Here is a 25,923-nt window from a genome sequence, read left to right as displayed (position 1 = left end):
ACCTCTCTTTTTTATTCCATTTCGATAAATGAGTTGCTAACAGAAAACGGTCTATCTTCTTCACGAACACCTCTTTCCTTATCTGGATTTGCACCCATTTCCAATACTAAGATGCCTCCATTGTTTATAGCTGAATAGGTGAGGTAATTTTTCGAATAGTCCTGCCCGTTTAAAGAGGCCTTTTGTATGTATACGTTGTCTGCGTTATTTTTATCCGCCTGAATAATGAATTCTTTCCCATTTTCTAAACTAATGGTGATTTTATTAAATGCCGGGCTTCCCAGGACATATTGATCGGTTCCGGGACAAACGCTGTAGAAACCGAGGGCGCTTAATACATACCACGATGAGGTCTGTCCTTGATCCTCATCACCAGGATAGCCGTTTTCTGTGCTGTTATATAGCCTGCGCATAACTTCCCGTGCATGATACTGCGCTTTCCAGGGCTGACCCGCGTAATTGTATAGATATACCATATGCTGAATCGGTTGATTGCCGTGAGCATATTGTCCCATATTCGCCATTACCATTTCGGTCATCTCGTGAATCAAGCCGCCATAAGTGCCTACATTCACGCGGTTCGGTTCCGTAAATACGGAGTCTAATTTAGCAATAAAGTTGGCATCTCCACCTAAGAGTTTAATCAGTCCTTCTGTGTCATGGAAAACCGACCAAACCCAGTGCCAGGCGTTTCCTTCAGTAAAAGGACCACCCCATTCGGCGGGATCAAAATTGTTGTTCCAGTTACCATTTTTATCTCTTCCGCGCATAAATCGGGTTTTGGAGTCGTAGACGTTCCGATAGTTAAACATTTGCCGTTTAAAAATGTCCGCGTAAAAGGGTTGATTGGTCATTTTTGCAAGTTGGTAACCACAGAAGTCATCATAAGCGTATTCCAACGTTTTGGCAGTAGCTTCTCTTACCTCCGGATAGGGGACATAACCCAACTGGTAATATTCCTTCCAGCCATCCCTGCCATTGGCTGGCCCCCATGGTCCCTTGTTAGTAGCCTCATGTAAATAAGCCTCCAGTGCTTTTTTAGGGTCAAATGTACGAATACCCTTAGCCCAAGCATCGGCTAGTAGCGAAATGGCATGATTGCCGATCATACTTCCTGCTTCACTGGGAAAAGACCAGGAGGGTAGCCAACCACACTGTTCGTAAGCGGCAAGTAGCGCCTGCATATACTGGCCATGCATTGTTGGATAGAGAAGCGCATTTAAAGGGAATTGTGCCCTAAACGTGTCCCAAAAACCGGTATCCGTAAACATATGGCCCGGATACACTTTTCCATCATACGGACTGAAATAATAAGGTTTACCATCCTTATCATACTCAAAATACTGACGGGAAAAAAGACTTGCTCTGAAGAAGCAGCTATAAAAGGTAGCTTTGTCTTCTTCACTGCCTCCTTCCACCTTAATTCTTCCCAAATGTTTATTCCAGATAGTAGCCGCACGATTTTTGGTTACTTCCAGCTTTTTATCATCTCCCAGTTCTCTGTCTAAATTAAGTTCAGCCTGCTCTTGACTGATATAAGAAGAGGCCACTTTAACTTGTACAGTTGCACCTGATTTGAACACCAAATAAGCACCTTTTCCATCGCCTTCTGCTTCCAAAGTCCGTGCATCGGTCGTGTTTTTCCTGTTCTCCCACGTACCATAATCAAGAAACGGCTGATCAAACTCGGCCACAAAGAAGCTTTTAAAACCCTCTTTAAATCCGCGACCATTATGTACATAGCCAATGATTTTCCTTTCTTTGGGTAGAATTTTAACCAAGCTATAACCCGTATAACCATCAAGCACTAGAAACGCCTTATGTCCCTTTGGGAACGAAAAGCGCAAATGCGCGCCTCTCTCGGTTGGAGCCATTTCTGTTTGGATATGATTATCCATTTTTACCTGATAGTAATAGGGCTTGGCAATTTCATTTTCATGTGAAAATCCCGTCGCTCGCTTTTCTTCGTCTACCTGTAGACTGTCAATCGTTGGAAAAAAAGAAAATACAGCATAATCATTTGTCCATGAACTGCATTGGTGCGCTTGTTGAAAGCCGCTTAAGGTTTTCTTAAAATACTGGTATTTCCAACCGTCTCCATTTTTTCCGGTTTGTGGCGTCCAAGTATGCATACCAAATGGCAATGCTGTTGTTGGATAGGTATTCCCTCGAGTAAGCTCATGCTTGGAATTAGTCCCTTGTAAAGTATTGACATAGTCAGCCAGTTGTTTTTCTGCTGCTAGGCCCGATGAAGAGCATAAAAGAAGTAAGGTAACTGTTTTTAGTTTCATGACGGTTTTTTTGGTTATAGCTATTTCTATCGGTTTCAAATATAATTAAATCGTTTTAGCTTTCTTAAGAATTTTTTACCTTACATTTTATACCGGTAGTTACCCACCACCACCTAACTTGAAACTTAGCGCGCGGATTTGTGTAATCGAGGTCACTTTGAAAGTGTAGCGGCTTAAACTGTTCTTTTCTTTAAGGTAATGACGCTGATTTCAGGCCAAATACCTACTCTTCCTGAAAAGCCTATAAAACCAAATCCGCGATTTACGTTAATATATTGCTTTCCTTTATTATATAGGCCTGCCCATTGATTGTAAATATATTTAACAGCGCTCCACCTGAAACCGGGAATTTCGATGCCGAATTGCATGCCGTGTGTATGGCCCGCTAAGGTTAGATGAACCGGCATGGGGTGCCGTAAAATTTCAGCTTCCCAATGAGTAGGATCATGTGACAATACGACCGTGAAGCTATCACGATCTACGGTAGCCATCGCTTTTTCGAGATTGCCATAGCGCGCGAAATTCTTACCCCAGTTTTGTACACCAACCAAGTTGATGAATTGACCATTTTTCTCCAATTTGACATGTTCATCAAGCAATAAACGGAAACCCATTTCTTTTTGCATGGTCTTTAATCGGTTCAAATTGGCTGCCTTTGCATCCGGAGAAGACCATTCGGTATAGTCGCCGTAGTCGTGATTACCTAATATGGAATAGACACCAAAGGGAGCATTTAATCGGGCAAATAAACTTTGCCATTCATCCAATTCGATGGACTCATTGTTTACCAAATCACCGGTGAAAACCAATAAGTCGCTTTTCTGCTCATTTGCTAGTTCTATTCCTCTTTTAACCGAGGCGTGATCCGTGAAGCTGCCACAATGTATATCGGATAGTTGTGTAATGGTAAAGTTATCAAAGGCCTCGGGTAAATCTTCGAAATATAAGGTATGATGATGCACTTTATATTGATATTTACCTCGAGACATCCCGTAAATGATGGCAAGGAAAGGGACGGCGCTAACGCCAAGTATAATTTGACCAATGAATTTTCTTCTTTCGGGATAAGGGATGTTGTTCTTGAAATTCCATGCATAGCTTCCTAAACGAGTGATATCCTCCAAGAGGAGGAAAGGAAGTACTAATAACTTGGGAACCAAGCTAAGTAAAACAAAACCGACGAGTACAAAGATGTATTTGGCCGGTAGCAGTTTTGGGTTTATAAATATTAAAAAGAGTACGATTAAAATCAACACAAGATCAAACAGCCAATAAGCCCAATGAACTCCATTTCGAGTTGCACTTGATAGATTTTGCGTAACTGACTTTAGCGATTGAAAAAAGTAAAAATCTAAAATCAACCAAATTGGTATAATAAATAATATTCTACTGAACATTCCTTTAGTTTTTAATGCATTAGACGTACAAGGTAGGAAAATGTTGTAGCATGTGTTAAGAAATTTTTATGAGTACAGCTATAAATGAAATTAGCCTTACATTCATTTATTTCCATTCGTGTTCTATTCGTTTTCCATTCCTGTGATATTCGTGCGCTATCCGTACTATGTACGCTCTATAGAAAAGCAAGGAAACACGGGTATACACCAAAGGGATACCGAATAACAGGTGGATCTAACGTGGACTAAAGGTGGATTTCACGTGGAGTTGACGTGGAATGCAAGGCCAAAAATTTACTGAGAATGTTTAGGAGGAGAAGGGTATCACAAATTTACGAAAAAACGATGGATTTTGTCGTTATATGGTGTTTTCGTTAAATTGTTTCTCTCCATGTAAATAGTATCATGAAGCTTATACTGAATGAAATAAATTACTTCCTATTTGCGCTTTAGCGAGGAATTATTTATGTTTGGATAATGACAAGGTCTGTTTAATAAACCAATATAAAATATTTATGCAAGTCTTTCACACAACAATCAGTCTATTGAGATGTTCGATAAAGCCAACGTTGGCACTACTGTTTGTAAAAGATTTCGGTATGATCGTCGGATACTAAAAACACATATATGACAGAGAAAAATTATGATGCCATTGTTATTGGGTCAGGTATTAGCGGTGGTTGGGCCGCTAAAGAACTTACAGAGAGCGGATTAAAAACGCTGATGTTGGAACGTGGCCGGAATGTAGAGCATGTAAAGGATTATGGCTTTGCGGCAAAGGATATATGGGATTACCCATACCGTAATAATAGAAGTCAAAAAATGCTTCATGAGCATCCTATACAGGCTCGTTATTGGCCTATGACGGAAGGTAATGTCAATTTTTTAGTCAATGAAATTGATAATCCTTATGTAGAAGTCAAACGTTTTGATTGGGTTAGGGGATATCAGGTAGGAGGAAAATCATTGATATGGGGACGGCAGAGCTATCGTCTGAGCGATGTAGACTTTACAGCTAATCTTCGCGATGGGATTGCGGTCGACTGGCCCATCCGTTATAAAGACCTCGCTCCTTGGTACAGTTATGTGGAACGCTTTGCCGGTATAAGCGGTAATCGTGATGGGATTTCTATTTTACCCGATGGCGAATTTTTGCCACCGATGGAACTGAATGTTGTAGAGAAGGATGTAGCAGCTCGTATTAAAAAGCACTATAGCGATAAGCGCGCGATGATTATCGGTCGAGTTGCCAACATCACGAAACCGCTGCCCGGAAGGATTAACTGTCAATACCAAAACCAATGTAGCAACGGATGTAATTTTGGAGGCTATTTTAGTACACAGTCGTCTACTTTACCTGCGGCGGTCAAGACGGGTAATTTAACCGTTCGGCCATGGTCGATCGTCATGGAAATTCTTTATGATAAGGACTCGAAGAAAGCCAAAGGTGTTCGGATTCTAGATGCCGAAAATGGACAGACTTATGAGTATTTCGCTAAAGTCATTTTCGTAAATGCATCGGCACTTAACTCCGCTTGGGTATTAATGAACTCTGCGACGGATATCTGGGAAGGCGGATTGGGTAGCAGTTCGGGGGAATTAGGGCATAACGTAATGGATCATACACTAGGTAACGGAGCTAGAGGGATTGTAGAAGGCTATGAGGATAAATATGTCTATGGCAGACGAGCAAATGGCGTGTACATACCGCGTTTTCAGAATATCGGTGATGATAAACGTTCATTTATTAGAGGATATGGTTACCAAGGTGGAGCAGGTCGGGATGCATGGCAACGATCTATAGCTGAATTGAGTATTGGGGCGGGGCTGAAGGAAGAATTATGCGAACCGGGAGTTTGGTCGATTGGCCTTACCGGTTTTGGTGAGATTTTACCTTATCACGAGAACAGGGTATATATCGATAAAAATCGGAAAGATAAATGGGGTTTACCGGTTTTGGCAATCGATGCAGAAATTAAAGAGAATGAAAAATTGATGATTGATGATATTATAAAAGAAGGAAAAGAGATGCTCGAAGCTGCGGGGGTTAAAGAAGTAACGGGATACCGTAGTGTATTTGCCATGGGACAAGGCATTCATGAAATGGGTACGGCCCGTATGGGACGAGATCCCAAGACCTCCGTGTTAAACGCTCATAACCAAGTTTGGGATGCACCTAATGTTTTTGTAACAGATGGCGCTGCCATGACTTCCTCGGGTTGCGTTAATCCCTCGCTTACTTATATGGCCATGACGGCGAGAGCGGCTGCTTTTGCTGTAGAAGAGTTGAAGAAAGGGAACCTTTAGGCGTTCATCCATCCATTGTAATTCCCTTCCTTTTTGCTACCTTAGTGATGCAAACAGGAAGGAGAAAGAGAATCATCTGATGGTAGGTGGGGGTATTGTCTATTTCCGCTAATATTGGGCGTTCCTAAGCAATGGTATCGTAATTAATAAATGAAAACACATACCACAAATTACAAAAATACATTCATTGAAGTAGCGGATGATTGTACTGCAAAAAAGGGCGAAATTCCTCTGGAGAAAAAATCCGGCAAAACGATTGCCAACATGCAGTTTGATCTGATTATGAAACATCCTTATCAATACACCTCTGATGATATCTTGTTTCAATGTTTTGTCTGGAAGAATGATTTAAAAGGCGATCTGACTGCTGCGAGAGCGGATTTTTTTTCCAAGGGACAGGCCTGCTTGCGATCTTCTCCTTTAGCAAAGCGCTATGGATGGGGCATTCATAGTAACGAAGAAGGAAAGGTGGCTTTGTATGGTGTCGACTCGGACGACTATGCTTATTTCTGCAAGGATAAGCAATTAAAAATAGTAAAAGCAATGCGTTCGAAAAGAGTGTAGTTTGTTCATCAATAGTAGATTATGGTTAAACAAAGCAAAACACTTCGTACCTGCGACCAAGGACATCAGTATTATAAAAGTAGCGATTGCCCCGTATGTCCCCTATGCGAACAGCAACGCGCGGTAACCGAAGATTTTCTTGCTGCAATTGCTGCACCTGCCCGAAGGGCCTTGGAAAACCAAGGCATTACAACCTTGCGTAAATTGGCAAGCTTTAGTGAAAAGGAAATTCTTAGCCTGCATGGTATGGGACCTGGATCGATCCCGAAACTTAAACAAAAGCTCGAAGAGAAAGGGCTGGCTTTTCGAAAATAGAAGGCCGTTGTTGCCAACATATCCCCGGTAAAATAATTATAAAACGGATAGCCTATTGAGATTGGTAATATCGATTTCTTTTTCCATAAAGATGCTTTCAAGCGCATCGAAACCATGTTTCTCCCGATATTTACATTCGGCATCTGAAATGGGGATTAGCAATAAGAAATGAACCTTTTTGTTGGAGAGTTTCATTTGCTCAAGCTTTTCTTGCCACATCACCGGCTCCACAAAAAGCAAATGTTTTAAATGGGTGCCCTTATGGTACATATCAATCATGTTCTTAAACACGGTGCCGGGTTGACAAGTCCACTTGTTCTTGGTAACGAAGAAGCCTGCCGTCGATAATATATTTGCCCATTTATCGCTACTTTCGTTACCTGCTATCATCAATTCAATTGGGATGTTTTTTAACACGCCCTTGTTCATTTCTATTTCATTGGGGTAATCTGATAAGCCTATCGTACAGTAAATCTTACTTTTTGGATCCATTGGGTCGATGCAGTTTAGGATATGGAGACTATTTTCTCTATTGTCATCGTAGTAAGCATAAACCTGTGGATCAATGCCAATGGCTGCAGCTACAGCATGCGCTAGCTGAACGTTATCTTGACTGGGAAGCATTTGATTATGTATAGGGTAATCTGACATGTGTTTTTCGTAGTGTAAAGAAATAATATTTTCTACAAAAAGCAAAACGAAGAAACCGCTTTCTCGCCAGAAATCTATAATAAGCTATTTGGGTCCGTCCGGTCGATAAAAATTAACAGCGTTTTATCTCTTTCTGATAAAGCTTGTTAAATCCCGAGAAATCTTGAATTAAGATAATCGACGTGATGAGGCGATCAACCAAACTAATAATATTGACATAAGGCCTGTGATAGGTCTCACCGGATTTGACAAGCGTGAAGATGTTTTCTCCCACGACAATTACCCTGTCATCTCGCATAACGAAAACGGAAGGGGTCAATTTTTGGAAAATAGCTACTGAAGGCAGCAGATTCTTATAGAAATTAATGACATTCTGTTTGCCTTTGAAAATTCCGCTTATGGGTGTGCCTTCCGGAATGGTGGAGTGGAAGATTACATCTTCTGCCAAACTATTAAATATCGGCAGCATATTGCCGGTCCGGTCAGCTTCGGTATAAATGTTTTTCACGATATTCAATGCTTCAATTTTATCCATGGCTGTATCAATTAAAGGGTCCCGTTTCCTTCCAATAACGCTTTACAAAATAAATAATCGTATTTAAGGAGCTATGCGCTAAAACACGACAAATAAAGGGTAATTTGCGTATCGCTTCAGAGCAAAAATACTAATAAAATACGCAGTATTACTAATTGATTTAGTTTTAATTTTTTGTTAAGGATTTCATTAAAGTCAACTGGAGAAATATTACTAATGCCGGAAATTGATTAAGTTTGAGTAATAAATTCTAATCCGCTTAAACTCAATCGATGAATAAAAAAAATGGCATATTGCTTGTCTTTGTTTTACTGAAGTTTATATTGCAATATGCTTTGGTAAATTCAACGTACGAATTGCATCGTGACGAATTTTTGCACCTCGATCAGGGAAACCACTTAGCATGGGGATTTTTATCTGTTCCACCGGTCACCTCTATCATATCAAAAATAATTTATTTTCTGGGTAACACCCTATTTTGGATTCGATTTTTTCCGGCTCTGTTTGGAGCCCTCACCTTGATATTTGTTTGGAAAGCAGTCGAAGAGCTTAAGGGAAATCTTTTTTCTTTGATATTGGCTGCTACGGCCATACTTTTTTCTGTTCTTTTACGCTTGAATATTCTTTATCAACCCAATTCATTGGATGTGCTTTGCTGGACGGCTTTTTACTTCATCTTTTTGAAATATATCAATTCGGCGGATAGCAAATGGCTTTATGCGGGCGCACTTATCTTCGCTTTAGGCTTTCTGAATAAATACAATATAATTTTCCTGCTGGTTGGACTTTTTCCTGCGTTGCTTTTGACCCCGCAACGAAGTATTTTCCTTAAACCATCCTTTTATATATCCACTTTATTAACCTTACTGCTTATCGCGCCAAATCTTTGGTGGCAATATAAGCACCACTTTCCCGTATATCATCATTTAAAAGAATTAACGGATACACAATTGATTAATGTCAGTAGAGTAGGCTTTTTGAAGGAACAGGTCATTTATTTTTTAGGTTCTTTGTTTGTTCTCTTTGCTGCCTTTTATGCATTGGTCTTCTATGCTCCTTTTAAAAAGTATCGGGTCTTCTTTTGGTCTTTTTGTATCACCTTAATGGTGTTTATTGCTTTAAAAGCTAAAGGATATTATGCTATTGGCTTATATCCTATCTATTTGGCTTTTGGATCCGCTTATCTGGGAGAGTTATTAAAAAGAGGAAGCACTAAGGTTAATAATTTACGCTTTGCCTGCGTTTTGCTCCCTTTTTTGTTTTTTATACCGATGTACCATACTGCATTCCCGAATAAGACTCCGGCCTATATCTTGGCGCATCAGGCGACCTATCGTGCTTTGGGCTTGCTTAGGTGGGAGGATGGTAAAGATCACCTTCTACCGCAGGATTTTGCTGATATGCTGGGATGGAAGGAATTGGCAAACAAGGTTGATCTTGCTTTTTCAAGGCTTCCGAAAGGAGAGCATACACTGGTGCTTTGCGATAATTACGGACAAGCAGGTGCCATCAATTATTACAAGAAGACAAAGGAGGTGACTGCCGTTTCCTTCAATGCCGATTATCTTCATTGGATAAATTTGGATAAAAAGTATGTTCATTTGATACGTGTAAAAAATTACAGAGAGGTAAAGGAGGAGTTAAAGGAAACCAGTCCCTTTTTTGCCGATACCTTTGTGGCTGATTCCGTAACCAACCCCTACGCGCGTGAATATGGGACGACTGTCTTCATTTTCAGGAATACCCATATTGATATAAACGAACGTATCAGGCGAGAAATTAACGAAAATGAAATTAGGGACTAATCATGGGGTCGTTTACTTGATGGACAGCCTATCAATATACTATTTTTGTTTCGACTGCAATTGTTCGATTGCTGTCTGCCTTTGGCAATAAGACATGATAAGTGACAGTAGCCGCTACGGCACTTATATCCTGATGAAAGGTGACAACTAATCGTTCCTCTCCCGTACAGCTTTTTTTTAACTCATACGTTATTGAATGATTGCCTGATTTTAGTCCTTTTCTTCCTATTAACAGGTCATATTTCTCGAAATCGATGGCTGGATGACAGCTCCCTGTTACCTTTTCATCATAAGTATGCTTCGTTCGGATTAATTCATGTGTTTCCTTTAGATCGATATGAAGTGCATAGCGAGTATCGGTACACCCGTAAACTTCTTCAAGGGAAGGTAATGGCACATACATAAGTAGCATGCATTCTTTGTCCTCCCTATCTTCTTTATCGCAAGCGAAAATTGAAAGGAAAAAAGAGATTAATATGATTCCTCGTTTCATAACAGGCTTTAATGAGGTTAGGTCTATACAACGATTTCCCTTCAAAAAACGCGACAACTATGTTCAAAATAGCGGTGCATAGGTTAAATCGATTTCCGGTAGGGGTCTTCTGCTCTAATGTTGTCTTATCATTAGCTGATGCGCAGCAATGAAATTTTTTAAAAGATGACGATTTTCTTATCAATTTGCTTTTGGACCGGATTCGCTATCCTTTCCTTTATCCTTTTATCCGCGATGGTTTTGATAGGTGTTTTTGTTTGGGTTTTAAATCTACTGCACGAGGCAACAGGGGATATTTAGTATGTGCAATTATGGCGAGCTTCATTTATAAGAATAGCAACATCGGTAAAGGGTTTATCAAGGGCGCCTATCACATCTCTTTATTTTTATTAGAACGCACAGAATAGATTTTCTTCATGCGTTGCAGCTTATAATGATCCAATCGCTGGGTTGTAAAGATTATAAAATTCTGAAACTCTTGTATTTGCCTTGTGTCAAAAAATATTTATCCAAATAGCAAAAAACCTAGAAAGAAAAACGATGAGCTTCTGAAAGGCGCATTTGAAGAATGGTTCCCGGAGTTTTTACGGTTCCTTTATCCCAACAAATAAAGTTAAGGACTGATTTAGGATGATGTCTCAATTATGAATAGGCCTCGTCCATTTTTCAGAGATTTCTGTCAAAGTCAAATATACTTTTCTACACTCATTTTCTTATACAAAACTAGATATAGGCGTTTAAGGAGGGCTTTGCCCAGTAGGTAGGCCGTCGGCTAAAGACTCTTCCCAAAAGAAGAAAATATTTAAAGATCAAAAAAAGGCCCTAAATACGCAGGCCTCCAATATAGATAATAAATCGACACATGCCGTCGAGCCCCGCGCTTATACCTCTCTTGAAGATGGCTTCGGTGGTTCGATTAATATTGGTCGGAACTCAATGGGTACTCGTGGCGAGCTCCATGGGGAAATTCCCCATCGAGTGCACCTTCAGTGCCGCTCAAGTTGGCTCGCAGGGGAGAGGACAGGGAGAGGAGAGAGGCTGGCTTTTTCTGAGACGAACAGGCTTTATCCAGACATCACATTTAGGAATGTTCCTGTTCTAACAAAAACGTGTTCATTTGGAAGGTGTTCTTTCGTAAACGAGCTGGTTTCTTCGATCTGTGTTCGACCGGTGCCAGTAAGTTATTGAGTGTTTTTCGAGAATGCAATGGCATAAGCGCTGTGGAATGATATGTTATGCGCCCTTCTCTTTCATTACCTTGTAAAGCTCCTTAAAAACAAGCGAGTAACTTTATGCAATCGATTGTGTTTCAGCAACATTTGCATCTGCTGGACTTTTTGACGAAGTTTATGTCAGGTTATCTCTTAGAACTCCGTCAACGGTATTGGGTGGAGTCATGTTGGCATCAATGAATAATGACGTATTATGAACTTAAAAACACAAAAATTAAAAGGTATGCTATGTGGTGCTATCCTCATTGGAGTGACTTCTGCATGCGGCCAAAACCAACAAGAACAGGAGCGGAGAACTCCTTTGGATTTGGTCAACTTTAAGGAATTACCCGACCCGACGGCAGATACATTGTCTGATTGGTCTAAAGTAGAAAATGGATTACACGCTTCTTTTGTGACGATTGATAAACGTTTTCCGAAGTCCATAGCTCCTGACTTCGCCGTCGAAAAGCAAGCGTCTGTGACAGGGTGGAGAGGAGAGCGTGTCTCTGCTCAAATATTACTATGGACAAATGCTGAAATTGCCGGTGCGCAAGTGGACGTATCAGGTTTTCGTGCAGAAAGCGGCAGCGATTTGCCATCGGATATAGCGTCTACCCATTTTGTTCGTTATGTGATGACAGATGAGTACGCCGGGGGATGTGGTCATCGTAAGCCGGAAGATTTCGCCTCGTCTCTGTCGCCCGATATGTTAGATAATCTGAACTCTTTCGATCTCGAAGCAAAGAAGGTACGGCCAGTTTGGGTAACATTACGTATTCCGGAAGACGCAAAACCAGGTTACTATACGGCAAAGGTACAAGTGAAAGCTGCTGAAGTACCCACGCAAGAACTGAATCTCTCTTTACATGTTATAGATAAGCTCCTGCCTAAGCCATCGGAATGGACTTACCATTTAGATCAATGGCAACATCCATCGGCAGTAGCACGTGTAGAAGGGCTCGAAATGTGGTCGGAGGAACATTTCAAAGCGCTGAAACCACAGATGCAGATGTTAGCAGACGTCGGGCAGAAAGTGATCACTGCGACCCTTAACAAAGATCCTTGGAATGTGCAGACATTTGACCCTTATGCAGATATGATTATATGGACAAAGCAAAAGGATGGTTCCTGGAAGTATGATTACAGCGTATTTGATAAATGGGTGCAGTTTATGCTGGATCTTGGTGTTAACAAGATGATAAATTGTTATTCCATCATCCCTTGGAATAATGAAATCCATTATAATGATGAAACAAGTGGTGAATTGGTAAATGTCGAGGCTAAACCGGGTACACCTATATTTGAGCAATTATGGACGCCGTTCTTAGAAGATTTCGTAGAACACCTTCGGGGGAAGGGGTGGTTGGAAAAAACAAATATAGCCATTGATGAACGTACGAGGGAAGAAGTGGACGGTGCTTTGACTTTATTACAAAAAGTGTCACCGGAATTAGGTGTTTCTTATGCTGATAACCAAAGAACTTATCGACGTTATCCGAATAGCGACGATGTTAGTATTGCAATGGGACACCCATTTTCGGAAGAAGATCTAAAAGACCGTCAATCACGGGGATTGAACACGACGTTTTATATCTATTGCGGTAATGCGTTTCCCAATCAGTTTACATTTTCTGACCCAGCGGAATCTGTCCTCGTGGCGTGGTTTGCAGAAGCAGCGAATTTTGACGGTATGTTACGATGGGCATTCAATTCTTGGGTAGAAAATCCATTGTTAGATTCCCGTTTCCGTACCTGGCCGGCGGGCGATACCTATATCGTCTACCCAAATGCTAGAAGCTCGATTCGTTACGAGCGACTGTTGGAGGGGCTTCAAGACTATGCGAAGATTCAAGTTGTGAAACGAGCACTGGAAAATAAGGGAGACCAAGCTAACTTAGATCGGTTGGAAACGGCCATCCAGAAATTGAAGATTACGAAACCTAACCAGACTTGGAATCAAGATCTCAACGATGCAAAAGGATTGCTTAATGAGCTTTCGGTTCAATTGGTACAATAGGAGGAAAACAACTTTTGTTCAAATAAGAGGCTTTCTGAAAAGCTTCACTAAAGAAGATTCCCGATACCCAGAAGTGTCGGGGATTTTCATTGTCGCCTTAAATATTATAATTTAAGAGTGCTTGTAACGAAGAAAGGACCTCAAGGCTCTTCCCTCAAACCGTCCGAGCCTATTTCCGGAAGATATTTTTTTCCAGCCCCCCTTTTAACCATCCTGTTCGACTTATTGCTTATTTACTGATCAACAACGAATTAGACGCAATAAAAAAAGGGAAAGATTCGTTTAATTTGAATCTTTCCCCTGAGGTAGCCCGTAGGGGAATCGAACCTATTGGGCATTAATCTCTTTATCAGTATTTTACAACCACCCCTTTTCCCTGCTCACCGAATCACTCACTGGTTTGACATACGTTTTAGCTGCAATTGCTATAATGCTAAGATACAAAAATTCCTGTGATGTAGGAATGAAATATTAACGGTCAAGTGTATGAGCAGTAGCGGATTTAAAAGTACAAACCTTTCAGTTTAGCACAAAGTTTATTAAAGGCAAAGACCTTCGATTTACCACTTCACCCGCTATTGCTTATACACAATGTTGTGCGTTCGCCCTTTATTTTTAGTCGGTTTAGTCAATTTTCAAAGGTAGGATTTTTTAGGGTAGGGAAGGCACTCTCTCTTGCAAGTTTTGGTCAAGAGTAGGCTGGTGCGACTTGCAAGAGTGTGTGCCTTTGTGTCGGATTAACTTGCACAGCAACTTAATTTCGATACGTCTTTTCCGAAAGTTATTGCTGCTAATTTGATGCCTTCTCCCAAAGTCAAATAAGGGTAAAAACTGTCTGCCAAGTCTTTTACAGTTATTCCGTATTTGATTGCCATACTTAATTGTTGGATAAGCTCTCCACCTTCGGGTGCGACTACTCTTGCACCTATCAATTTATCCGTTTCGGTGTTGCGAATAAGTTTGATAAATCCCCTTGTGTCATTTGCTGCAATGGCTCTCGGTACGTCTTTCAATTCCAATTTTGAAACTTCAAACGGAATGCCTTTGGATTCTGCCTGTGCTTCGTCCAAACCTGCACCTGCAATTTGTGGGTCAGTAAAAACCACCCAAGGTAAAGAAGAATAATCGGCTTTGTTTTCTGTTCCTGAGAAAGCATTTTCAACGGCAATTTTACCTTCAAAGGCTGCTGTATAAACAAATGCGGGGGTGTTAGCTACGTCTCCTGCTGCGTAAATGTTGGATAGATTGGTCTCCATCTTCTCATTTACTGCAATATGACCACTTTGGGTGAGTTTCAAACCAATGTTATCTAATCCCAATTGACTTGTATGGGGTTTTGTTCCTGTGGCAATTACTACCTTTCCTTTCTCTACAATTTGCGTAAATGAACCATCAGGGCATTTGCAATGAATTATCGTTTCGTTTCCGTTCTTCTCGAATTTCACGGCTCTGAAATTGGGTAATATTTCAATGCCTTCTTTTCGCATTTGGATTTCCAATGCTTCGCTGATGTCAGGTGTTTGTGTTCGCAATACACGGTCTGTAAATTCAATAATGCGGACTTTTACGCCTAAACGATTGTACGCCATTGCAATTTCCAAACCTATATAACCTGCTCCCATAATGGTCAGGCTTTTGGGTTTTTCTTCCAAGTCGAAAAGAGAAACATTGGTCAAGTAGTCAATTTTGTCCAATCCTTCAATAGTCGGAATATTGGTAGTAGCTCCCGTTACGATTAAAAATTTGATTGCTTTGTATTCCTTGCCGTCAACTTCAATGATTTTATTGTCTTTGAAAGTTGCCCAACCTTTTAGCATAGTCAAGTTTTCAAAATCGCTTACAACATCCATATATTTTTTTTCTTGAAGTGTGGCTACCAATTTTTTCTTATCCTTAATGATTTGCGCAAAATCAATGTCAGCGCCTTTTGGTTTGATGCCTTCAAAGTTGGAATGTGTAGCGTGATAAGCCGTTTCACCCGCACGAATAAGATTTTTAGAAGGTACACAACCCACATTGACGCAAGTCCCGCCAAAGTCCAACCCACCGTTTACCATTAAAGTCGATAGACCTAAACTTTCCGCTTTGATAGCTGCCGAAAATGCAGCCGAACCGCCACCGATAATAATTAAATCAAATTGATTATTTCCACTGTTTCCATTATCAGGGATTTCACCTTTTACACGATAATTTTTCGTACCGTTGATGGTGCTGATGATTTCTTCTTTGCTTGTTTTGGCAGGGTCAAAAGAACATTCACAAGTGGCTTTTGAATAGCTCACATTGGCTTCTTTTACGCCTTCTTTTTTGGTAAGCAGTTTTTCAATTCCTGTGGCACAATGGTCGCAGGTCATACCTGTGATGTCAAATTTTACGGTTTCTTTATTCATTTTGTAATTATTTAATTAAATACTTAAATACAAAAGGCAAAAAAATACTATTTCTTGCCAACCACTTTGTAACCTGTGCCGTTGATTGCTTCTTCAATTTGAGCTAAACTCACTTTGGTTTGGTCAAATTCTACTTTGGCAGTCGCTTCTTCATAAATCGCATCTACCTTAATAATACCTGGCAATTTGTTCACGTCATTTTCTACGTGTGAAGCACATCCATTGCAAGTCATTCCTTTTACATCAAAAGTTACCGCTTGAATGTCAGAGGCATTGACGATTACCACTTCCTTATTGTCGTTTGAAGGATAGAAAATGTGTGCGTATTTTGGAAATGCAAGCATCAAGGCTGCAAAAACGGTTACAATTCCCAAAAATGTTTTTGTCTGCATAAAAGGTTTCTTTTCGTCTTCTTCGCAATCACATTGGATTTCTTCGGCTGTTTGTGGTTTGAGTTTCTGATACCAAGCAAAGCCCAATACCAAAACGGTGATACCGATAAGATAAGGTCTTGCTGGTTCCATCCACGAAAAGGTAGATGCCACTCCTGAAGCTCCTGAAATAAGAGCCAATACAGGTGTTATGCAGCAAAGTGATGCTGCTACTGCCGAAAGAACTCCCGCTCCGACAAGTTTGTTGTTTTTCTTGTTCATACTGTTTCCTTTTTTGAATTGTTAATGATATGCTTAAAAAATGGGCGAAGTAAAGTCAATTGCTCTTGTTTTAAAGAGTAGAAAATGGTTTGCCCTTCTCTTCTTCCTTCAATGACGTTTCCGTCTTTTAGCTTTCTGAGGTGTTGCGAAACCGCAGGGATGCTCATTCCGAGAATGTCTGAAAGGTCGCAAGGGCATAATTCGTTTTCTTCTTCTAATAGAAATAAGATTTTCAATCTTACTTCGTTTCCTGCCAATGCTAAAAGTCCACTCAGTTGGGTGAATGCCTTGTCGTTGGTTTGAAGTATTTCTCTACAATTGTCTATTTGAACCTTGTCGGCAAACACTCTGATACACGATTGGTTGTTTTCCATAATTTTCTTGTTTAGGATTAATAACGCAACAAAGATACAAATAGTTTTCTTATTTAAGCAAATTCTTAAATAAAGTTTCCAACAAGTCTTTTGTCAGCGGTGGGTGATTTAGCTCTTTTGGTTTTTTTAGGGTTGGCTTTTGTGTCGGCAAAAACCAAATGTGCTAAATGTGCGGTGGGTTTTAGGGTGACGCACAACTCTCAAATATACGCAATAATCTTCTATATGCAAGGATGCCAAGTGTCTTTCTGTTAACCTCTATAAATAGTTGTTTTTAAGTGTCTTGCTTTGGTGTTATCAGATTTTGTGTATTGCGTATTTTGTATAACTTTCTTAGATTTGCTTTGGCAGATAATACAAAATACGCAGTATGGAAGTTGTTGATTTTTCTGGTTTTGATTTTCGGGAAGGCAGGCACAAGGATGCCGCGGTCATTTGGATGGATTTCAAATACGACCGGTCAAAGATTGATTTGGTCAAATCGCTGAAAGGTAGGTGGAGCAGGTCTGAGAAGTGCTGGTATGTGCCGGACAACACCCATTTCCGCACACTGTTTGGGATGGAAATCCCACCGGTTGGCAAAGGGGTATTGTCCAAATTATCACCTTTGAATGCTCGGGAGTTGCAACGCATGAAAGAGGTATTGCAGATGAAAGCCTACAGCCCGTCCACCATAAAGACATACATGGTAGAATTTGCACAGCTACTGTATATTTTGAAAGATGTGCCCGTTGATTCACTCGGCTACGACCGTCTCCGTGCTTACATCCTTTATTGCATCAATACATTGAAGATTTCGGAAAGCCAGCTGCACAGCAGGCTCAACGCCATCAAATTCTATTTTGAACAGGTGCTCCATAAACCGGATTTCTTTGCCGAAATCCCACGGCCGAAGAAGCCATCCACTTTGCCAAAAGTGCTGAGCCAAAAGGAAGTAAAACGGATATTCGACACAGTACGAAACCGAAAACATTTGCTGATGCTGCAACTGTGCTACGGAATGGGATTGCGAGTAAGTGAGGTTGTCCATCTGAAAGTGAGTGACATCGACAGTGGACGGATGCAGGTACTCATCGAAGCGGGCAAAGGAAAGAAAGACCGGTATGTACCGCTACCGTCCGCGGTGCTGGATTTGCTGCGGGAATATTATAAAGCGTACCACCCTAAAACTTACCTTTTTGAAGGTCAGTACGGTGGGCGGTATTCCGTCCGCAGTGTCCAAGCTGTGTTCAAGAATGCGATGAAAGCCGCAAAGGTAAACAAGCCGATAGGGATACACGGTTTGCGGCATAGCTACGCCACACATTTACTGGAATACGGCACGGACATGTCATTCATACAGCAGCTACTTGGTCACAATGACATCAAGACCACGATGCTTTATGCAAAGGTCGGCAATGCGCAAATTAATTCAATCAAAAGTCCGTTGGACAGGATTTTGTAGCTACAGATTTAAAGATTATCACAATGGGATTAAATTACTTCAAAAGCAGAAAACGTTTTGATTTTTCCCCACATCCGTTTGATGTTGGCAACGTACTTGGTTTGAAGAGGGGGTATGGTAACAACCATTTCCTGCTCAAAATCTACGGAATTGACAAAACCGGGTTTGAGGACTATTACACGCACCACCTGAATCATTTCCTGTCCACAGGGCAGGGTTCCGAAAAAGATTTCCTTTCCCATGTGTGGTACATCGTGCAGAAACGGATTGAACATTTCGAGCGGAAAGACCCGTTCTCATCCGAGCATCCCCGGCATCAGTCAAACATCGGGAAACTTACCGAATTCCAGCAATACCTCGGCACGCGCGATAAGTGGAACATTAGGCCAAACGATGTGCTGCTGAAAGAAAAAGACGGAAAGATAGCCGAACTCGAAGCCCATATCCAAGATTTGGAAGAACAGTTGAAAGCGCATACGAAATATGGGGTTGCACAGAAAGTGTATGTTGAGGACGGCTACCTGCCCACGCTCATCGACCTCATCCAGCAACTGCGCGAAGTGGAACTGCCCAATGGGAGGTCGCTGCTCAAAAGCGACCACCACAGCCCGTATTACAAACTGGTGGCGAAATACTTCAACCACGGCGGCAAGGAAATCCCATTGGATACCGCTCGCAACTATTTCGTGGGCAAGGGCGAAGCCCCGATAAAGGGTTCGCAGGTGCCGGATGGTAGGAAGTTGTTCCGCATCGTCCCCGTAGACGAAGCCTAATCGCCTACCCGTTCAATCCCCGAACATGACCAAGCCACCTCGGTTGGTCATCCATATCCCTGTCATATCCCCCAACTTTGTCCCAACGGAGCGGGTGCCGCCCGATGGAAACACCGGATACCACCCTGTTTGGCCGCAGCGCCAAACCGTGCTGTTCGCACGCTCCGCCAAATTGCCATTCCCCGATGGGAATGGAGCAAGCGGAAGTTGGGCATAGCCCTACTTGCTTGCCCCCACGGTATCGCCATGGGGGTTTCGGGTATCCTCCGGGGATACCCCAATGCGCTGGGATAACACCAGCGCAAGGTTCCGGTATACTTCGCGGTATACCGTGCGCTATGTAACCGGCGCAAATCAATATCCCGCTATCGGGATATATGGATATGGGAACATAATGATAGAGATATGGAAATAGACATCGTCACACGGGAAGACCTCCGGCAGTTCAAGCGGGAAATGCTGGAAGAGTTCAAGCAAATTATCGGAAACAGGGAAAAAGAAAATCTTGGCAGGGAGTGGCTGAGAAGCGCAGAGGTGCGCAGGCTGCTGGGCATATCGCCGGGTACGTTGCAAAGCCTCCGTATCAACGGCACGCTGCCGTACCGCAAAGTGGGCGGCAGCATGTACTACCGCAGGGAAGACATCAGGAAAATGATGGAGGGAGGTAACGGCAATGGGTGAACGGATGGAATTGCCCAAGCACGCGTTCAGTGCATTTTTTGAGCGGATCGGCGATGACGGGCGTTTGCTGCCCACGCACATCGGATTGGTGGCGGCATTGTTCTACCACCACGATTGCGGCAACCCGCAAGGCTATTTCCACGCCAGCCGCAGGAAGCTAATGCGCTTCTCACGGATACGCTCCATCGCCACGTACCACAAATGCCTGTCGGAGCTTGTGGCCTATGGCTACTTGGAGTACCGCCCCTCATGGCATCCGGCCAAGGGCAGCAGGTTCAGGTTCATCATCCACGGGGAGGGAGGGGTAAATGGTCAGGATTGATGAGAACACGAAGTCTGTCCGTTTCCCCGAAGCGGTGGACGAGCGGCTCACCCTGCTTGCGCGGAAGCTTGGCCGCACCAAGCGCGAAGTGGTCATGCAGATGGTGGATTATTTCTACAAGAGCAAGAAAGACCCCGCCGACCTGAACGATGAGGTGCTGAAAAAGGAACTGTCAAGCGGCATCAGCCGTATCCTCTCGTTCATCCGCAAACAGGAGGGTGATATGCTGGTGCCGATGTACTCGGCTATGGAGGAATTGATGGCCATCGCCAAAGCGCAAAGCCCGCTTTTGAAAAGCATCGGCAAAGAGCAGTCGGAGGCAACCATCATGGGCAGGGAAACCATCGGCTACCTGAAACTGGTGGACGGTACGCTCAAAAAGATACTTGGCAACATGCGGGAAAGGGAAACATTGAAGTCTAGGTTCCGGCAGGTACTGGATTACTACATTACCCAACGGGAAGCCCTCGGCTGGCCTGTATCGGCGGCAAAAAAGGAGGAACTGGCCAAACATGCAAGGCAATCACTGGATAATCTGTAATATAGGATTATGTATATCAACATCACCAAATCGGAAACGGGTGACAACAAAGGCAGCAGCGGTACGCTGGTACATTACCTCGAAAAGGAAAACCGGATGCAGCCGGAGAACGCAATGGAAAACAAACCGGAGCGTTGGTTCAACGGAACGGCCAATGACATCAAACCCCATGAAGTAAGGATGGGCATAGACCGCAACGTGGCCAAGCTGGGCAGGGACGACAGCAAGTTCTTCCTCATCAACGTCAGCCCCAGCCAAAAGGAACTGGCGCACCTCGTGTCCAAATACGGCGAGGACGTGGCAAGGGAAAAACTCAAGGAATTTGCCACGAGGGTAATGGACGAGTATGCCCGTAACTTCAAACGCCCCGGCATCGAAAGCCACAAGGATTTGCTTTGGTTCGGCAAGCTGGAAAACCACCGCTATTACGGCCACAACGACAGGGAGGTAAAGAGCGGACAAAAGAGAAAAGGGGAACGCAAGGAGGGGCGGCAGATGCACGTCCAGATCATCGTGAGCCGCAAGGATATCACCAATACAGTCAAGCTAAGCCCGCAGAACACGTCACGTGGCGGGAACAAAGCCCATTCGCAAAAGCTGGGGCAGTTCGACCGCACCGCGTTCAAGCAGTCGGGCGAAACCCTGTTCGATGAACTGTTCGATTTCGAGCGAAACCTGAAAGACAGCCTGCAATATGCCAACACGATGAAGAAAGGCACGGCACAGCAAAAGGCGCAGATGCACACGCTCACGGAATTAACGGAGCGGCATCCGCAGGGTCAGCCGTTGGCAATGGAACTGGCGCATGATGTCGCCCAAGGCATGTTCGAAAGCGTGGGTGATATGCTGGCCACCACGGGCAGCATGGCTGCCGACCTGTTGGGATTGCTGTTGGCTCCGGTGGAGGGAGCGGGTGAGCAGCAAAACCCCATCGAGGAGGAGGAGAAGCGGCGCAAACGGAAAAAGAAAGCGCAGTCACGGGGTGTCAGGCGGTGAGTTTTACGGGTGGTTCAGGGCATCCGGCCTTTGCACTGCCCGGCCAAATTACCCACGGCGTGGGAAAGGTCAAGGGTATATAAACGCCGCCACCCACAGGCCTTTACCCTCCGGCGCCCTTGACCCAATTCCCCCGCCTTGCGTCCGGTGGCCTAAGCGGTAAAAATGCCTTGGTGTGTGCAGATTTTTAAAACCCGACTCCTGAAATGAGCCGATATGAGCCAGTAAGAACCAATAGTGAGCCGATATCGAAATGTTAGTCGTGTGTATGCGAGGGATACAAAAAAAGCCATCCGTTTGCGGGATGGCTTGCTTTATATTGTAAGAATTCTATCAAAGCTTTTCGATTTCTTTTATAGTCAGCTTGGTGAACTTGGCTATTTGTTCAATCGAGATACCATCTTTTTTCATTTCGCGTGCGATGGCAATGGCTTCTTCACGCTTCCCCCTATTCTTTTCCCTATCCAATAATAACTGTTCTATACCCATGGTATCCCTCCTTTCTGTTAATTTTTCTACCTCTTGTTCAAAGATAGTATTTACTTCTGAATTATCAAAGCGCACATAGTAGCGCAGGAAATTCATCAGTCCCCTGATTTTTTCCTTGGCTATTCTACGGATAAGCAATTCACGGGCCAACTGGATTTTTACCTGCAATAAAGCCTCATCACTTTGACTGCCGTTGTTTAGGTTTTTCCCCGCAAATGCCGCCTTGGCAGTTAAGACGACCAAGGCAAACGGATTGTTGCTTGCCAAAAGGGCTTCATCGTCCTGCTCGGCAATTTTGTACATATTAAACCTATACGAGATGCCTGTACCCATAAACTCTTCCTCATAGGTATTCGGTCTCGGTTTTTTGCTCGCCTCGGTCAGGATGGCATATGCAGAAATGCGCTTATGGTATTTATCAAGTATCCGGTAATAATAGGTGAACATCCGCAAAGAGAAATCCCTGCGGTAAGTGCCCTGAACTTCCACATGGATTAAAACCCATTCCTCAATGCCGTCATGGGTGTACACCTGTGCCAGCTTGTCAACCACTTTGGGAGCAAACTCATCATCTTCTGGAGGGAATAACTGCTCCAGTTCCTTGTCGAGGAACGTGATGCCCCTGCTTAGGTCAAAAACCCTGTCCGCATCGGGATGCAGGAAGCGGAGGAAGTCGTCAAAAACATCTTCCAAAATCCCTTTCCATAGGTAATCATCTTTTTGCTTCATTGTTTTGCTTGGTTGTAAGTGGTAAAAGTATGAATAATTTTCGGTCACATTCCTGCCAGCCGCTTCTGCAAGGCCTCCATATCGCTGCCAATCCGCGTATCCAGTAACTTGGCATAATGCTGGGTGGTCTTGATGCTGGTATGCCCCAGCATCTTGGAAACCGTTTCGATAGGCACGTTGTTGGCCAGTGTCACCGTGGTGGCGAATGTGTGCCGCGCCATGTGGAATGTCAGCGTCTTGGTGATACCGCACAGGTCGGCGATCTCTTTCAGGTAGCTGTTCATCTTTTGGTTGCTCAACACCGGAAGCACCAGTCCTTTTGCCACGCATGGTGGATAATCCGCATAGCGTCCGATGATTTCCAAGGCTTGTGGCAGCAAGGGGATATTGGAGGCAGTTTCCGTTTTCTCCCGGCTGGTCAATACCCACAACCTGCCGTCTATGCCCTTGGCGATGTCCGTCTTTTGCAGTTTCCGCACATCGGCATATGACAGCCCCGTATAGCAGCAGAACACGAAGATGTCGCGCACATGAGAAAGCCTTGTTATGGAAAGTTCCTTTTGGGCTATCCTGTCCAGTTCATCCGGCGTGAGGAAATCCTTTTCCCTTGGCTTGGCTTTCGTTTTGTAGAACGCAAAGGGGTTTTCCGCAATCCATCGGTGTGCAAGACACTGGTTTATGATTTTACGCAGGTGCTTCATGTACTTGGCTGCCGACACCGCGCTGCACCCCATGTCAGAGCGCAGGAAAAACTCATAGCCCGCGATGAACACATGGTCGATGCGCCGGATGTCGATGTCCGTTTCACCATGGCATTTTTCCAGATAGGAGGTCAGGTGTGCAACAGAAGTGTTGTAGCCTTTCAGCGTGTTGGGTTTAAAGCCTTTCCCAAGCAACGCTTCCATCTTCCGGTTGTGTTCGGTAAACGTTTCCATCAAATACCGCCGCTGCACGTCTTTGCCAAGGTACTTTAGTTTCAGCGTTTCGGCGGTGATTTCCGCGCCGTCCTTTACGAGTTGCAGGTGGGCATCGGCCATCTTTCGCTCCATCGTGTCGAGGTAGGCGTTCAGGCCACGGATATCCTCTTTGGTACCTTTTGCACGATTGGTCTTGGCATTCCAGCGTACGGGGTCACATTCACGGCCAGTGGACATTTCCTTGGGTTCACCGGCCACGGTGATACGCATGTAAATCGGCTTGGGGCCACCCACATAGTTTTTTGGTTTCTTCAAGTAGAAGAGCAAGGAATAATTTGTACTCATGATAATACATCATTTATGGTGAACAAAATTAGCCTTGCAGCCTATGGTAGTCAAGATGTTCAGTTATTGAACAGGTTGTCGTTCAACAACTTAATGCACTTTCAGTGAGTAGCGGTAGGTTAGGGATTGACTCACTGAATTACTCACTGTTTTTATGTGAATAATTGAATGAATCAGGATGCTGTAAAAAACAAAAAGCCCGCAAACGTTTAATTTGCAGGCTTTTGTATGTTTTGACTTCAAGATGTGTAGCCCGTAGGGGAATCGAACCCCTGTTTCAAGAATGAAAATCTTGCGTCCTAACCCCTAGACGAACGGGCCTTTTTTATTCCGGAATGCGTGTCCGTTTTTCGGTCTGCAAAGATAGACAAGGATTTTATATTTCAAAAGACAAATTTTAAATATTTTGTTAGAGCTTGACTATCAGTAAATAAAAATTACAGCGCTTTCTTAGCCTTCTTATTTGTCAACAGTAGTAGGACGCTTCCCGCGATGCCGGATAATACGGAACCGGCTAAAATGGAAAATTTAGCTTCGGCTAATACATGCGTAGCATTCGCGAAAGATAAGATGGCAATAAAAATCGACATGGTAAAGCCAATTCCTCCCAGCATACCGACTCCTAAAATGTGTTTCCAAGAAGCACCGTGTGGTCGATTACTAATTCTTAATTTAACAGCTAACCAGGAAAAAGCAGTAATCCCGACTGGCTTTCCAAGAAACAAACCAAGCGCTATTCCTAATCCTAAAGGTGTAAATAAACCTTCTAGCATGCCATCTTCATATTTGATGTTCGTGTTTGCCAAAGCGAATATCGGCATGATCAGGAAATTCACCGGCTTTACTAATAGATGCTCTAATTTTTCTAAAGGAGACTCTGTAGCGTCCGGCGTGGTAGGTAAGGTAAAAGCTGTAAGAACACCGGCAATCGTTGCATGAATACCTGAATGGTGAATGAAATACCACATGAATATTCCCGGAATTAGGTAAAAAATAATTTTTTTGACTCCTAACTTATTGAAAATCAAAAGTAGGGCGAACAATAGACCGGCATATAGGAGGTATTGATATTGCAGGGAGGTTGAGTAAAATATAGCAATAACAAGTATGGCCATTAAGTCGTCTACAATAGCCAATGCCGCCAAGAATATTTTCAATGAGGAAGGTACTTTATTGCCTAAGAGCGTGATGATAGCCAAGGCGAAGGCTATGTCAGTTGCCATTGGAATGCCCCAACCTCCTGCGAATTCCGAGTTTTTATTGAAAAAGGTATAGATCAATGCCGGTGCGATTACACCACCGAGTGCAGCAAATACAGGTAAGGTTGCCTTTTTGATCGATGCCAGTTCACCTTCTACCAATTCCCGCTTAATTTCCAAACCTACTAAGAGAAAGAAAATGGCCATTAATCCGTCATTAATCCAAATGATAATAGGATATTCCAAATGAAGGGTTTCAGAATGGTAACCTACTTTCATTTCTAAAAAATTATTAAAAGCACCACTGAAGGTTGTGTTGGCAATGATAAGGGAGATGACAACACAAAGAATCAGAATTACCCCACCCGCAGTACCGGATTTTAAGAACTCTTGAAAGGATTTGAAGTTAATTATTTTAGCCATACTGGCGAAAATAGCAAAAAAAGCCTGTATTTGGCAGAAAAAATGGTAAAACTATAGG

Annotated in this window: 24 protein-coding genes and 1 tRNA gene; 12 read left to right on the top strand and 13 right to left on the bottom strand. The window is 43.1% G+C overall.

All coding sequences use genetic code 11. The features are described 5' to 3' along the window. Nucleotides 1-11: 11 nt before the first annotated feature. Both ACH11B_RS00510 and ACH11B_RS00505 read right to left on the bottom strand, forming a co-directional pair. Nucleotides 12-2,291 carry a GH92 family glycosyl hydrolase gene (locus ACH11B_RS00510; protein WP_377610244.1) on the bottom strand — a complete coding sequence of 760 codons (2,280 nt, stop codon included), beginning with the start codon at nucleotides 2,289-2,291 and terminating at the stop codon, nucleotides 12-14. Nucleotides 2,292-2,464: 173 nt separating this feature from the next. Then, nucleotides 2,465-3,688 carry a metallophosphoesterase gene (locus tag ACH11B_RS00505; protein ID WP_377610242.1) on the bottom strand — a complete coding sequence of 408 codons (1,224 nt, stop codon included), beginning with the start codon at nucleotides 3,686-3,688 and terminating at the stop codon, nucleotides 2,465-2,467. A 627-nt stretch (nucleotides 3,689-4,315) separates the two neighbouring features. Here ACH11B_RS00505 and ACH11B_RS00500 point away from each other — a divergent pair. From ACH11B_RS00500 to ACH11B_RS00490, 3 genes are all read left to right on the top strand, one after another. After that, nucleotides 4,316-5,995, top strand: coding sequence for a GMC oxidoreductase (locus tag ACH11B_RS00500; protein WP_377610240.1), 1,680 nt, complete (start codon nucleotides 4,316-4,318; stop codon nucleotides 5,993-5,995). Nucleotides 5,996-6,145: 150 nt separating this feature from the next. Next, nucleotides 6,146-6,559, top strand: a complete 414-nt coding sequence (locus ACH11B_RS00495; RefSeq protein ID WP_377610238.1) for a DUF6157 family protein — start codon at nucleotides 6,146-6,148, stop codon at nucleotides 6,557-6,559. A 21-nt stretch (nucleotides 6,560-6,580) separates the two neighbouring features. After that, nucleotides 6,581-6,874, top strand: coding sequence for a DNA-directed RNA polymerase subunit alpha C-terminal domain-containing protein (locus ACH11B_RS00490; protein WP_130858017.1), 294 nt, complete (start codon nucleotides 6,581-6,583; stop codon nucleotides 6,872-6,874). Between the two features lie 36 nt (nucleotides 6,875-6,910). On the opposite strand, the gene ACH11B_RS00485 is transcribed toward ACH11B_RS00490, so the two are convergent. Together ACH11B_RS00485 and ACH11B_RS00480 are read right to left on the bottom strand one after the other, a co-directional pair. Continuing rightward, the gene (locus ACH11B_RS00485) at nucleotides 6,911-7,525 is read right to left on the bottom strand and encodes a suppressor of fused domain protein (protein ID WP_377610236.1); all 615 of its coding nucleotides are present in this window, start codon (nucleotides 7,523-7,525) and stop codon (nucleotides 6,911-6,913) included. A gap of 112 nt (nucleotides 7,526-7,637) precedes the next feature. After that, nucleotides 7,638-8,060 carry a nuclear transport factor 2 family protein gene (locus ACH11B_RS00480; protein ID WP_130858019.1) on the bottom strand — a complete coding sequence of 141 codons (423 nt, stop codon included), beginning with the start codon at nucleotides 8,058-8,060 and terminating at the stop codon, nucleotides 7,638-7,640. A gap of 272 nt (nucleotides 8,061-8,332) precedes the next feature. Here ACH11B_RS00480 and ACH11B_RS00475 point away from each other — a divergent pair, with 272 nt between their 5' ends. Beyond that, entirely contained in the window at nucleotides 8,333-9,865 is a 1,533-nt protein-coding gene (locus ACH11B_RS00475; protein WP_377610234.1) for a glycosyltransferase family 39 protein, read from the top strand. 31 nt (nucleotides 9,866-9,896) lie between these two features. On the opposite strand, the gene ACH11B_RS00470 is transcribed toward ACH11B_RS00475, so the two are convergent. Next, on the bottom strand, nucleotides 9,897-10,358 hold the full coding sequence (locus tag ACH11B_RS00470; RefSeq protein WP_377610232.1) for a hypothetical protein: 462 nt from the start codon (nucleotides 10,356-10,358) through the stop codon (nucleotides 9,897-9,899). 862 nt (nucleotides 10,359-11,220) lie between these two features. Here ACH11B_RS00470 and ACH11B_RS00465 point away from each other — a divergent pair. Continuing rightward, nucleotides 11,221-11,460, top strand: a complete 240-nt coding sequence (locus tag ACH11B_RS00465) for a hypothetical protein (RefSeq protein WP_377610230.1) — start codon at nucleotides 11,221-11,223, stop codon at nucleotides 11,458-11,460. Between the two features lie 323 nt (nucleotides 11,461-11,783). Next, on the top strand, nucleotides 11,784-13,589 hold the full coding sequence (locus tag ACH11B_RS00460; RefSeq protein WP_207303803.1) for a DUF4091 domain-containing protein: 1,806 nt from the start codon (nucleotides 11,784-11,786) through the stop codon (nucleotides 13,587-13,589). Nucleotides 13,590-14,326: 737 nt separating this feature from the next. Here ACH11B_RS00460 and merA read toward each other — a convergent pair. From merA to ACH11B_RS00445, 3 genes are read right to left on the bottom strand one after another with little or no spacing between them, the layout of a single operon-like run. Next, nucleotides 14,327-15,979: a mercury(II) reductase gene (gene merA / locus ACH11B_RS00455; RefSeq protein WP_073178051.1), complete on the bottom strand. Its 1,653-nt coding sequence runs from the start codon at nucleotides 15,977-15,979 to the stop codon at nucleotides 14,327-14,329. A 47-nt stretch (nucleotides 15,980-16,026) separates the two neighbouring features. Beyond that, on the bottom strand, nucleotides 16,027-16,632 hold the full coding sequence (gene merTP, locus ACH11B_RS00450) for a mercuric transport protein MerTP (protein ID WP_163518371.1): 606 nt from the start codon (nucleotides 16,630-16,632) through the stop codon (nucleotides 16,027-16,029). Beyond that, nucleotides 16,629-17,006 carry a metalloregulator ArsR/SmtB family transcription factor gene (locus tag ACH11B_RS00445; RefSeq protein ID WP_058699658.1) on the bottom strand — a complete coding sequence of 126 codons (378 nt, stop codon included), beginning with the start codon at nucleotides 17,004-17,006 and terminating at the stop codon, nucleotides 16,629-16,631. The genes merTP and ACH11B_RS00445 overlap by 4 nt, the downstream gene beginning before the upstream one ends. A 370-nt stretch (nucleotides 17,007-17,376) precedes the next feature. On the opposite strand from ACH11B_RS00445, the gene ACH11B_RS00440 reads away from it, so the two are divergent. After that, entirely contained in the window at nucleotides 17,377-18,450 is a 1,074-nt protein-coding gene (locus ACH11B_RS00440; RefSeq protein WP_377610227.1) for a tyrosine-type recombinase/integrase, read from the top strand. A gap of 23 nt (nucleotides 18,451-18,473) precedes the next feature. Then, entirely contained in the window at nucleotides 18,474-19,223 is a 750-nt protein-coding gene (locus ACH11B_RS00435; RefSeq protein ID WP_286849197.1) for a hypothetical protein, read from the top strand. A gap of 4 nt (nucleotides 19,224-19,227) precedes the next feature. On the opposite strand, the gene ACH11B_RS00430 is transcribed toward ACH11B_RS00435, so the two are convergent. Beyond that, the gene (locus ACH11B_RS00430) at nucleotides 19,228-19,581 is read right to left on the bottom strand and encodes a hypothetical protein (RefSeq protein ID WP_377610224.1); all 354 of its coding nucleotides are present in this window, start codon (nucleotides 19,579-19,581) and stop codon (nucleotides 19,228-19,230) included. Nucleotides 19,582-19,628: 47 nt separating this feature from the next. On the opposite strand from ACH11B_RS00430, the gene ACH11B_RS00425 reads away from it, so the two are divergent. From ACH11B_RS00425 to ACH11B_RS00410, 4 genes are read left to right on the top strand one after another with little or no spacing between them, the layout of a single operon-like run. Next, on the top strand, nucleotides 19,629-19,904 hold the full coding sequence (locus ACH11B_RS00425; protein ID WP_377610222.1) for a helix-turn-helix domain-containing protein: 276 nt from the start codon (nucleotides 19,629-19,631) through the stop codon (nucleotides 19,902-19,904). A 4-nt stretch (nucleotides 19,905-19,908) separates the two neighbouring features. Beyond that, complete coding sequence (locus ACH11B_RS00420) at nucleotides 19,909-20,226, top strand: hypothetical protein (RefSeq protein ID WP_404273994.1); 318 nt, start codon at nucleotides 19,909-19,911, stop codon at nucleotides 20,224-20,226. Then, nucleotides 20,213-20,767: a BfmA/BtgA family mobilization protein gene (locus tag ACH11B_RS00415; protein WP_377610218.1), complete on the top strand. Its 555-nt coding sequence runs from the start codon at nucleotides 20,213-20,215 to the stop codon at nucleotides 20,765-20,767. Before ACH11B_RS00420 ends, ACH11B_RS00415 begins: the two co-directional genes overlap by 14 nt. Nucleotides 20,768-20,776: 9 nt before the next feature. Beyond that, the gene (locus ACH11B_RS00410) at nucleotides 20,777-21,763 is read left to right on the top strand and encodes a DUF5712 family protein (protein ID WP_377610216.1); all 987 of its coding nucleotides are present in this window, start codon (nucleotides 20,777-20,779) and stop codon (nucleotides 21,761-21,763) included. A gap of 333 nt (nucleotides 21,764-22,096) precedes the next feature. On the opposite strand, the gene ACH11B_RS00405 is transcribed toward ACH11B_RS00410, so the two are convergent. The 4 genes from ACH11B_RS00405 to nhaA all read right to left on the bottom strand — a co-directional run bounded on the left by ACH11B_RS00405 (nucleotide 22,097) and on the right by nhaA (nucleotide 25,865). Then, nucleotides 22,097-22,981, bottom strand: a complete 885-nt coding sequence (locus tag ACH11B_RS00405) for an Rpn family recombination-promoting nuclease/putative transposase (RefSeq protein ID WP_377610214.1) — start codon at nucleotides 22,979-22,981, stop codon at nucleotides 22,097-22,099. A 44-nt stretch (nucleotides 22,982-23,025) separates the two neighbouring features. Beyond that, a complete protein-coding gene (locus ACH11B_RS00400) occupies nucleotides 23,026-24,243 on the bottom strand; it encodes a site-specific integrase (RefSeq protein ID WP_377610212.1) in 1,218 nt (405 codons plus the stop codon). A 249-nt stretch (nucleotides 24,244-24,492) separates the two neighbouring features. Then, nucleotides 24,493-24,564: transfer RNA gene (locus ACH11B_RS00395), tRNA-Glu, on the bottom strand. A 116-nt stretch (nucleotides 24,565-24,680) separates the two neighbouring features. Next, nucleotides 24,681-25,865 carry a Na+/H+ antiporter NhaA gene (nhaA, locus tag ACH11B_RS00390; protein WP_013663409.1) on the bottom strand — a complete coding sequence of 395 codons (1,185 nt, stop codon included), beginning with the start codon at nucleotides 25,863-25,865 and terminating at the stop codon, nucleotides 24,681-24,683. Between the last annotated feature and the right edge of the window lie 58 nt (nucleotides 25,866-25,923).

This window comes from Olivibacter sp. EAT-5 (assembly GCF_044784325.1).
Taxonomy (GTDB): domain Bacteria; phylum Bacteroidota; class Bacteroidia; order Sphingobacteriales; family Sphingobacteriaceae; genus Olivibacter; species Olivibacter oleidegradans.
This window is presented reverse-complemented; position numbering and strand designations above follow the sequence as displayed.

Bases quoted from the DNA above. Each gene is read 5' to 3' on its own strand.
- ACH11B_RS00490 (WP_130858017.1), top strand. From the start codon at position 6,581: ATGGTTAAACAAAGCAAAACACTTCGTACCTGCGACCAAGGACATCAG.
- ACH11B_RS00495 (WP_377610238.1), top strand. From the start codon at position 6,146: ATGAAAACACATACCACAAATTACAAAAATACATTCATTGAAGTAGCG.
- ACH11B_RS00510 (WP_377610244.1), bottom strand. From the start codon at position 2,291: ATGAAACTAAAAACAGTTACCTTACTTCTTTTATGCTCTTCATCGGGC.
- ACH11B_RS00415 (WP_377610218.1), top strand. From the start codon at position 20,213: ATGGTCAGGATTGATGAGAACACGAAGTCTGTCCGTTTCCCCGAAGCG.
- ACH11B_RS00460 (WP_207303803.1), top strand. From the start codon at position 11,784: ATGAACTTAAAAACACAAAAATTAAAAGGTATGCTATGTGGTGCTATC.
- ACH11B_RS00435 (WP_286849197.1), top strand. From the start codon at position 18,474: ATGGGATTAAATTACTTCAAAAGCAGAAAACGTTTTGATTTTTCCCCA.
- ACH11B_RS00440 (WP_377610227.1), top strand. From the start codon at position 17,377: ATGGAAGTTGTTGATTTTTCTGGTTTTGATTTTCGGGAAGGCAGGCAC.
- ACH11B_RS00425 (WP_377610222.1), top strand. From the start codon at position 19,629: ATGGAAATAGACATCGTCACACGGGAAGACCTCCGGCAGTTCAAGCGG.
- ACH11B_RS00405 (WP_377610214.1), bottom strand. From the start codon at position 22,981: ATGAAGCAAAAAGATGATTACCTATGGAAAGGGATTTTGGAAGATGTT.
- ACH11B_RS00505 (WP_377610242.1), bottom strand. From the start codon at position 3,688: ATGTTCAGTAGAATATTATTTATTATACCAATTTGGTTGATTTTAGAT.
- ACH11B_RS00500 (WP_377610240.1), top strand. From the start codon at position 4,316: ATGACAGAGAAAAATTATGATGCCATTGTTATTGGGTCAGGTATTAGC.
- ACH11B_RS00400 (WP_377610212.1), bottom strand. From the start codon at position 24,243: ATGAGTACAAATTATTCCTTGCTCTTCTACTTGAAGAAACCAAAAAAC.
- ACH11B_RS00470 (WP_377610232.1), bottom strand. From the start codon at position 10,358: ATGAAACGAGGAATCATATTAATCTCTTTTTTCCTTTCAATTTTCGCT.
- ACH11B_RS00475 (WP_377610234.1), top strand. From the start codon at position 8,333: ATGAATAAAAAAAATGGCATATTGCTTGTCTTTGTTTTACTGAAGTTT.
- ACH11B_RS00465 (WP_377610230.1), top strand. From the start codon at position 11,221: ATGCCGTCGAGCCCCGCGCTTATACCTCTCTTGAAGATGGCTTCGGTG.
- ACH11B_RS00480 (WP_130858019.1), bottom strand. From the start codon at position 8,060: ATGGATAAAATTGAAGCATTGAATATCGTGAAAAACATTTATACCGAA.
- ACH11B_RS00420 (WP_404273994.1), top strand. From the start codon at position 19,909: ATGGAATTGCCCAAGCACGCGTTCAGTGCATTTTTTGAGCGGATCGGC.
- ACH11B_RS00485 (WP_377610236.1), bottom strand. From the start codon at position 7,525: ATGTCAGATTACCCTATACATAATCAAATGCTTCCCAGTCAAGATAAC.
- merTP (WP_163518371.1), bottom strand. From the start codon at position 16,632: ATGAACAAGAAAAACAACAAACTTGTCGGAGCGGGAGTTCTTTCGGCA.
- ACH11B_RS00410 (WP_377610216.1), top strand. From the start codon at position 20,777: ATGTATATCAACATCACCAAATCGGAAACGGGTGACAACAAAGGCAGC.
- merA (WP_073178051.1), bottom strand. From the start codon at position 15,979: ATGAATAAAGAAACCGTAAAATTTGACATCACAGGTATGACCTGCGAC.
- ACH11B_RS00445 (WP_058699658.1), bottom strand. From the start codon at position 17,006: ATGGAAAACAACCAATCGTGTATCAGAGTGTTTGCCGACAAGGTTCAA.
- nhaA (WP_013663409.1), bottom strand. From the start codon at position 25,865: ATGGCTAAAATAATTAACTTCAAATCCTTTCAAGAGTTCTTAAAATCC.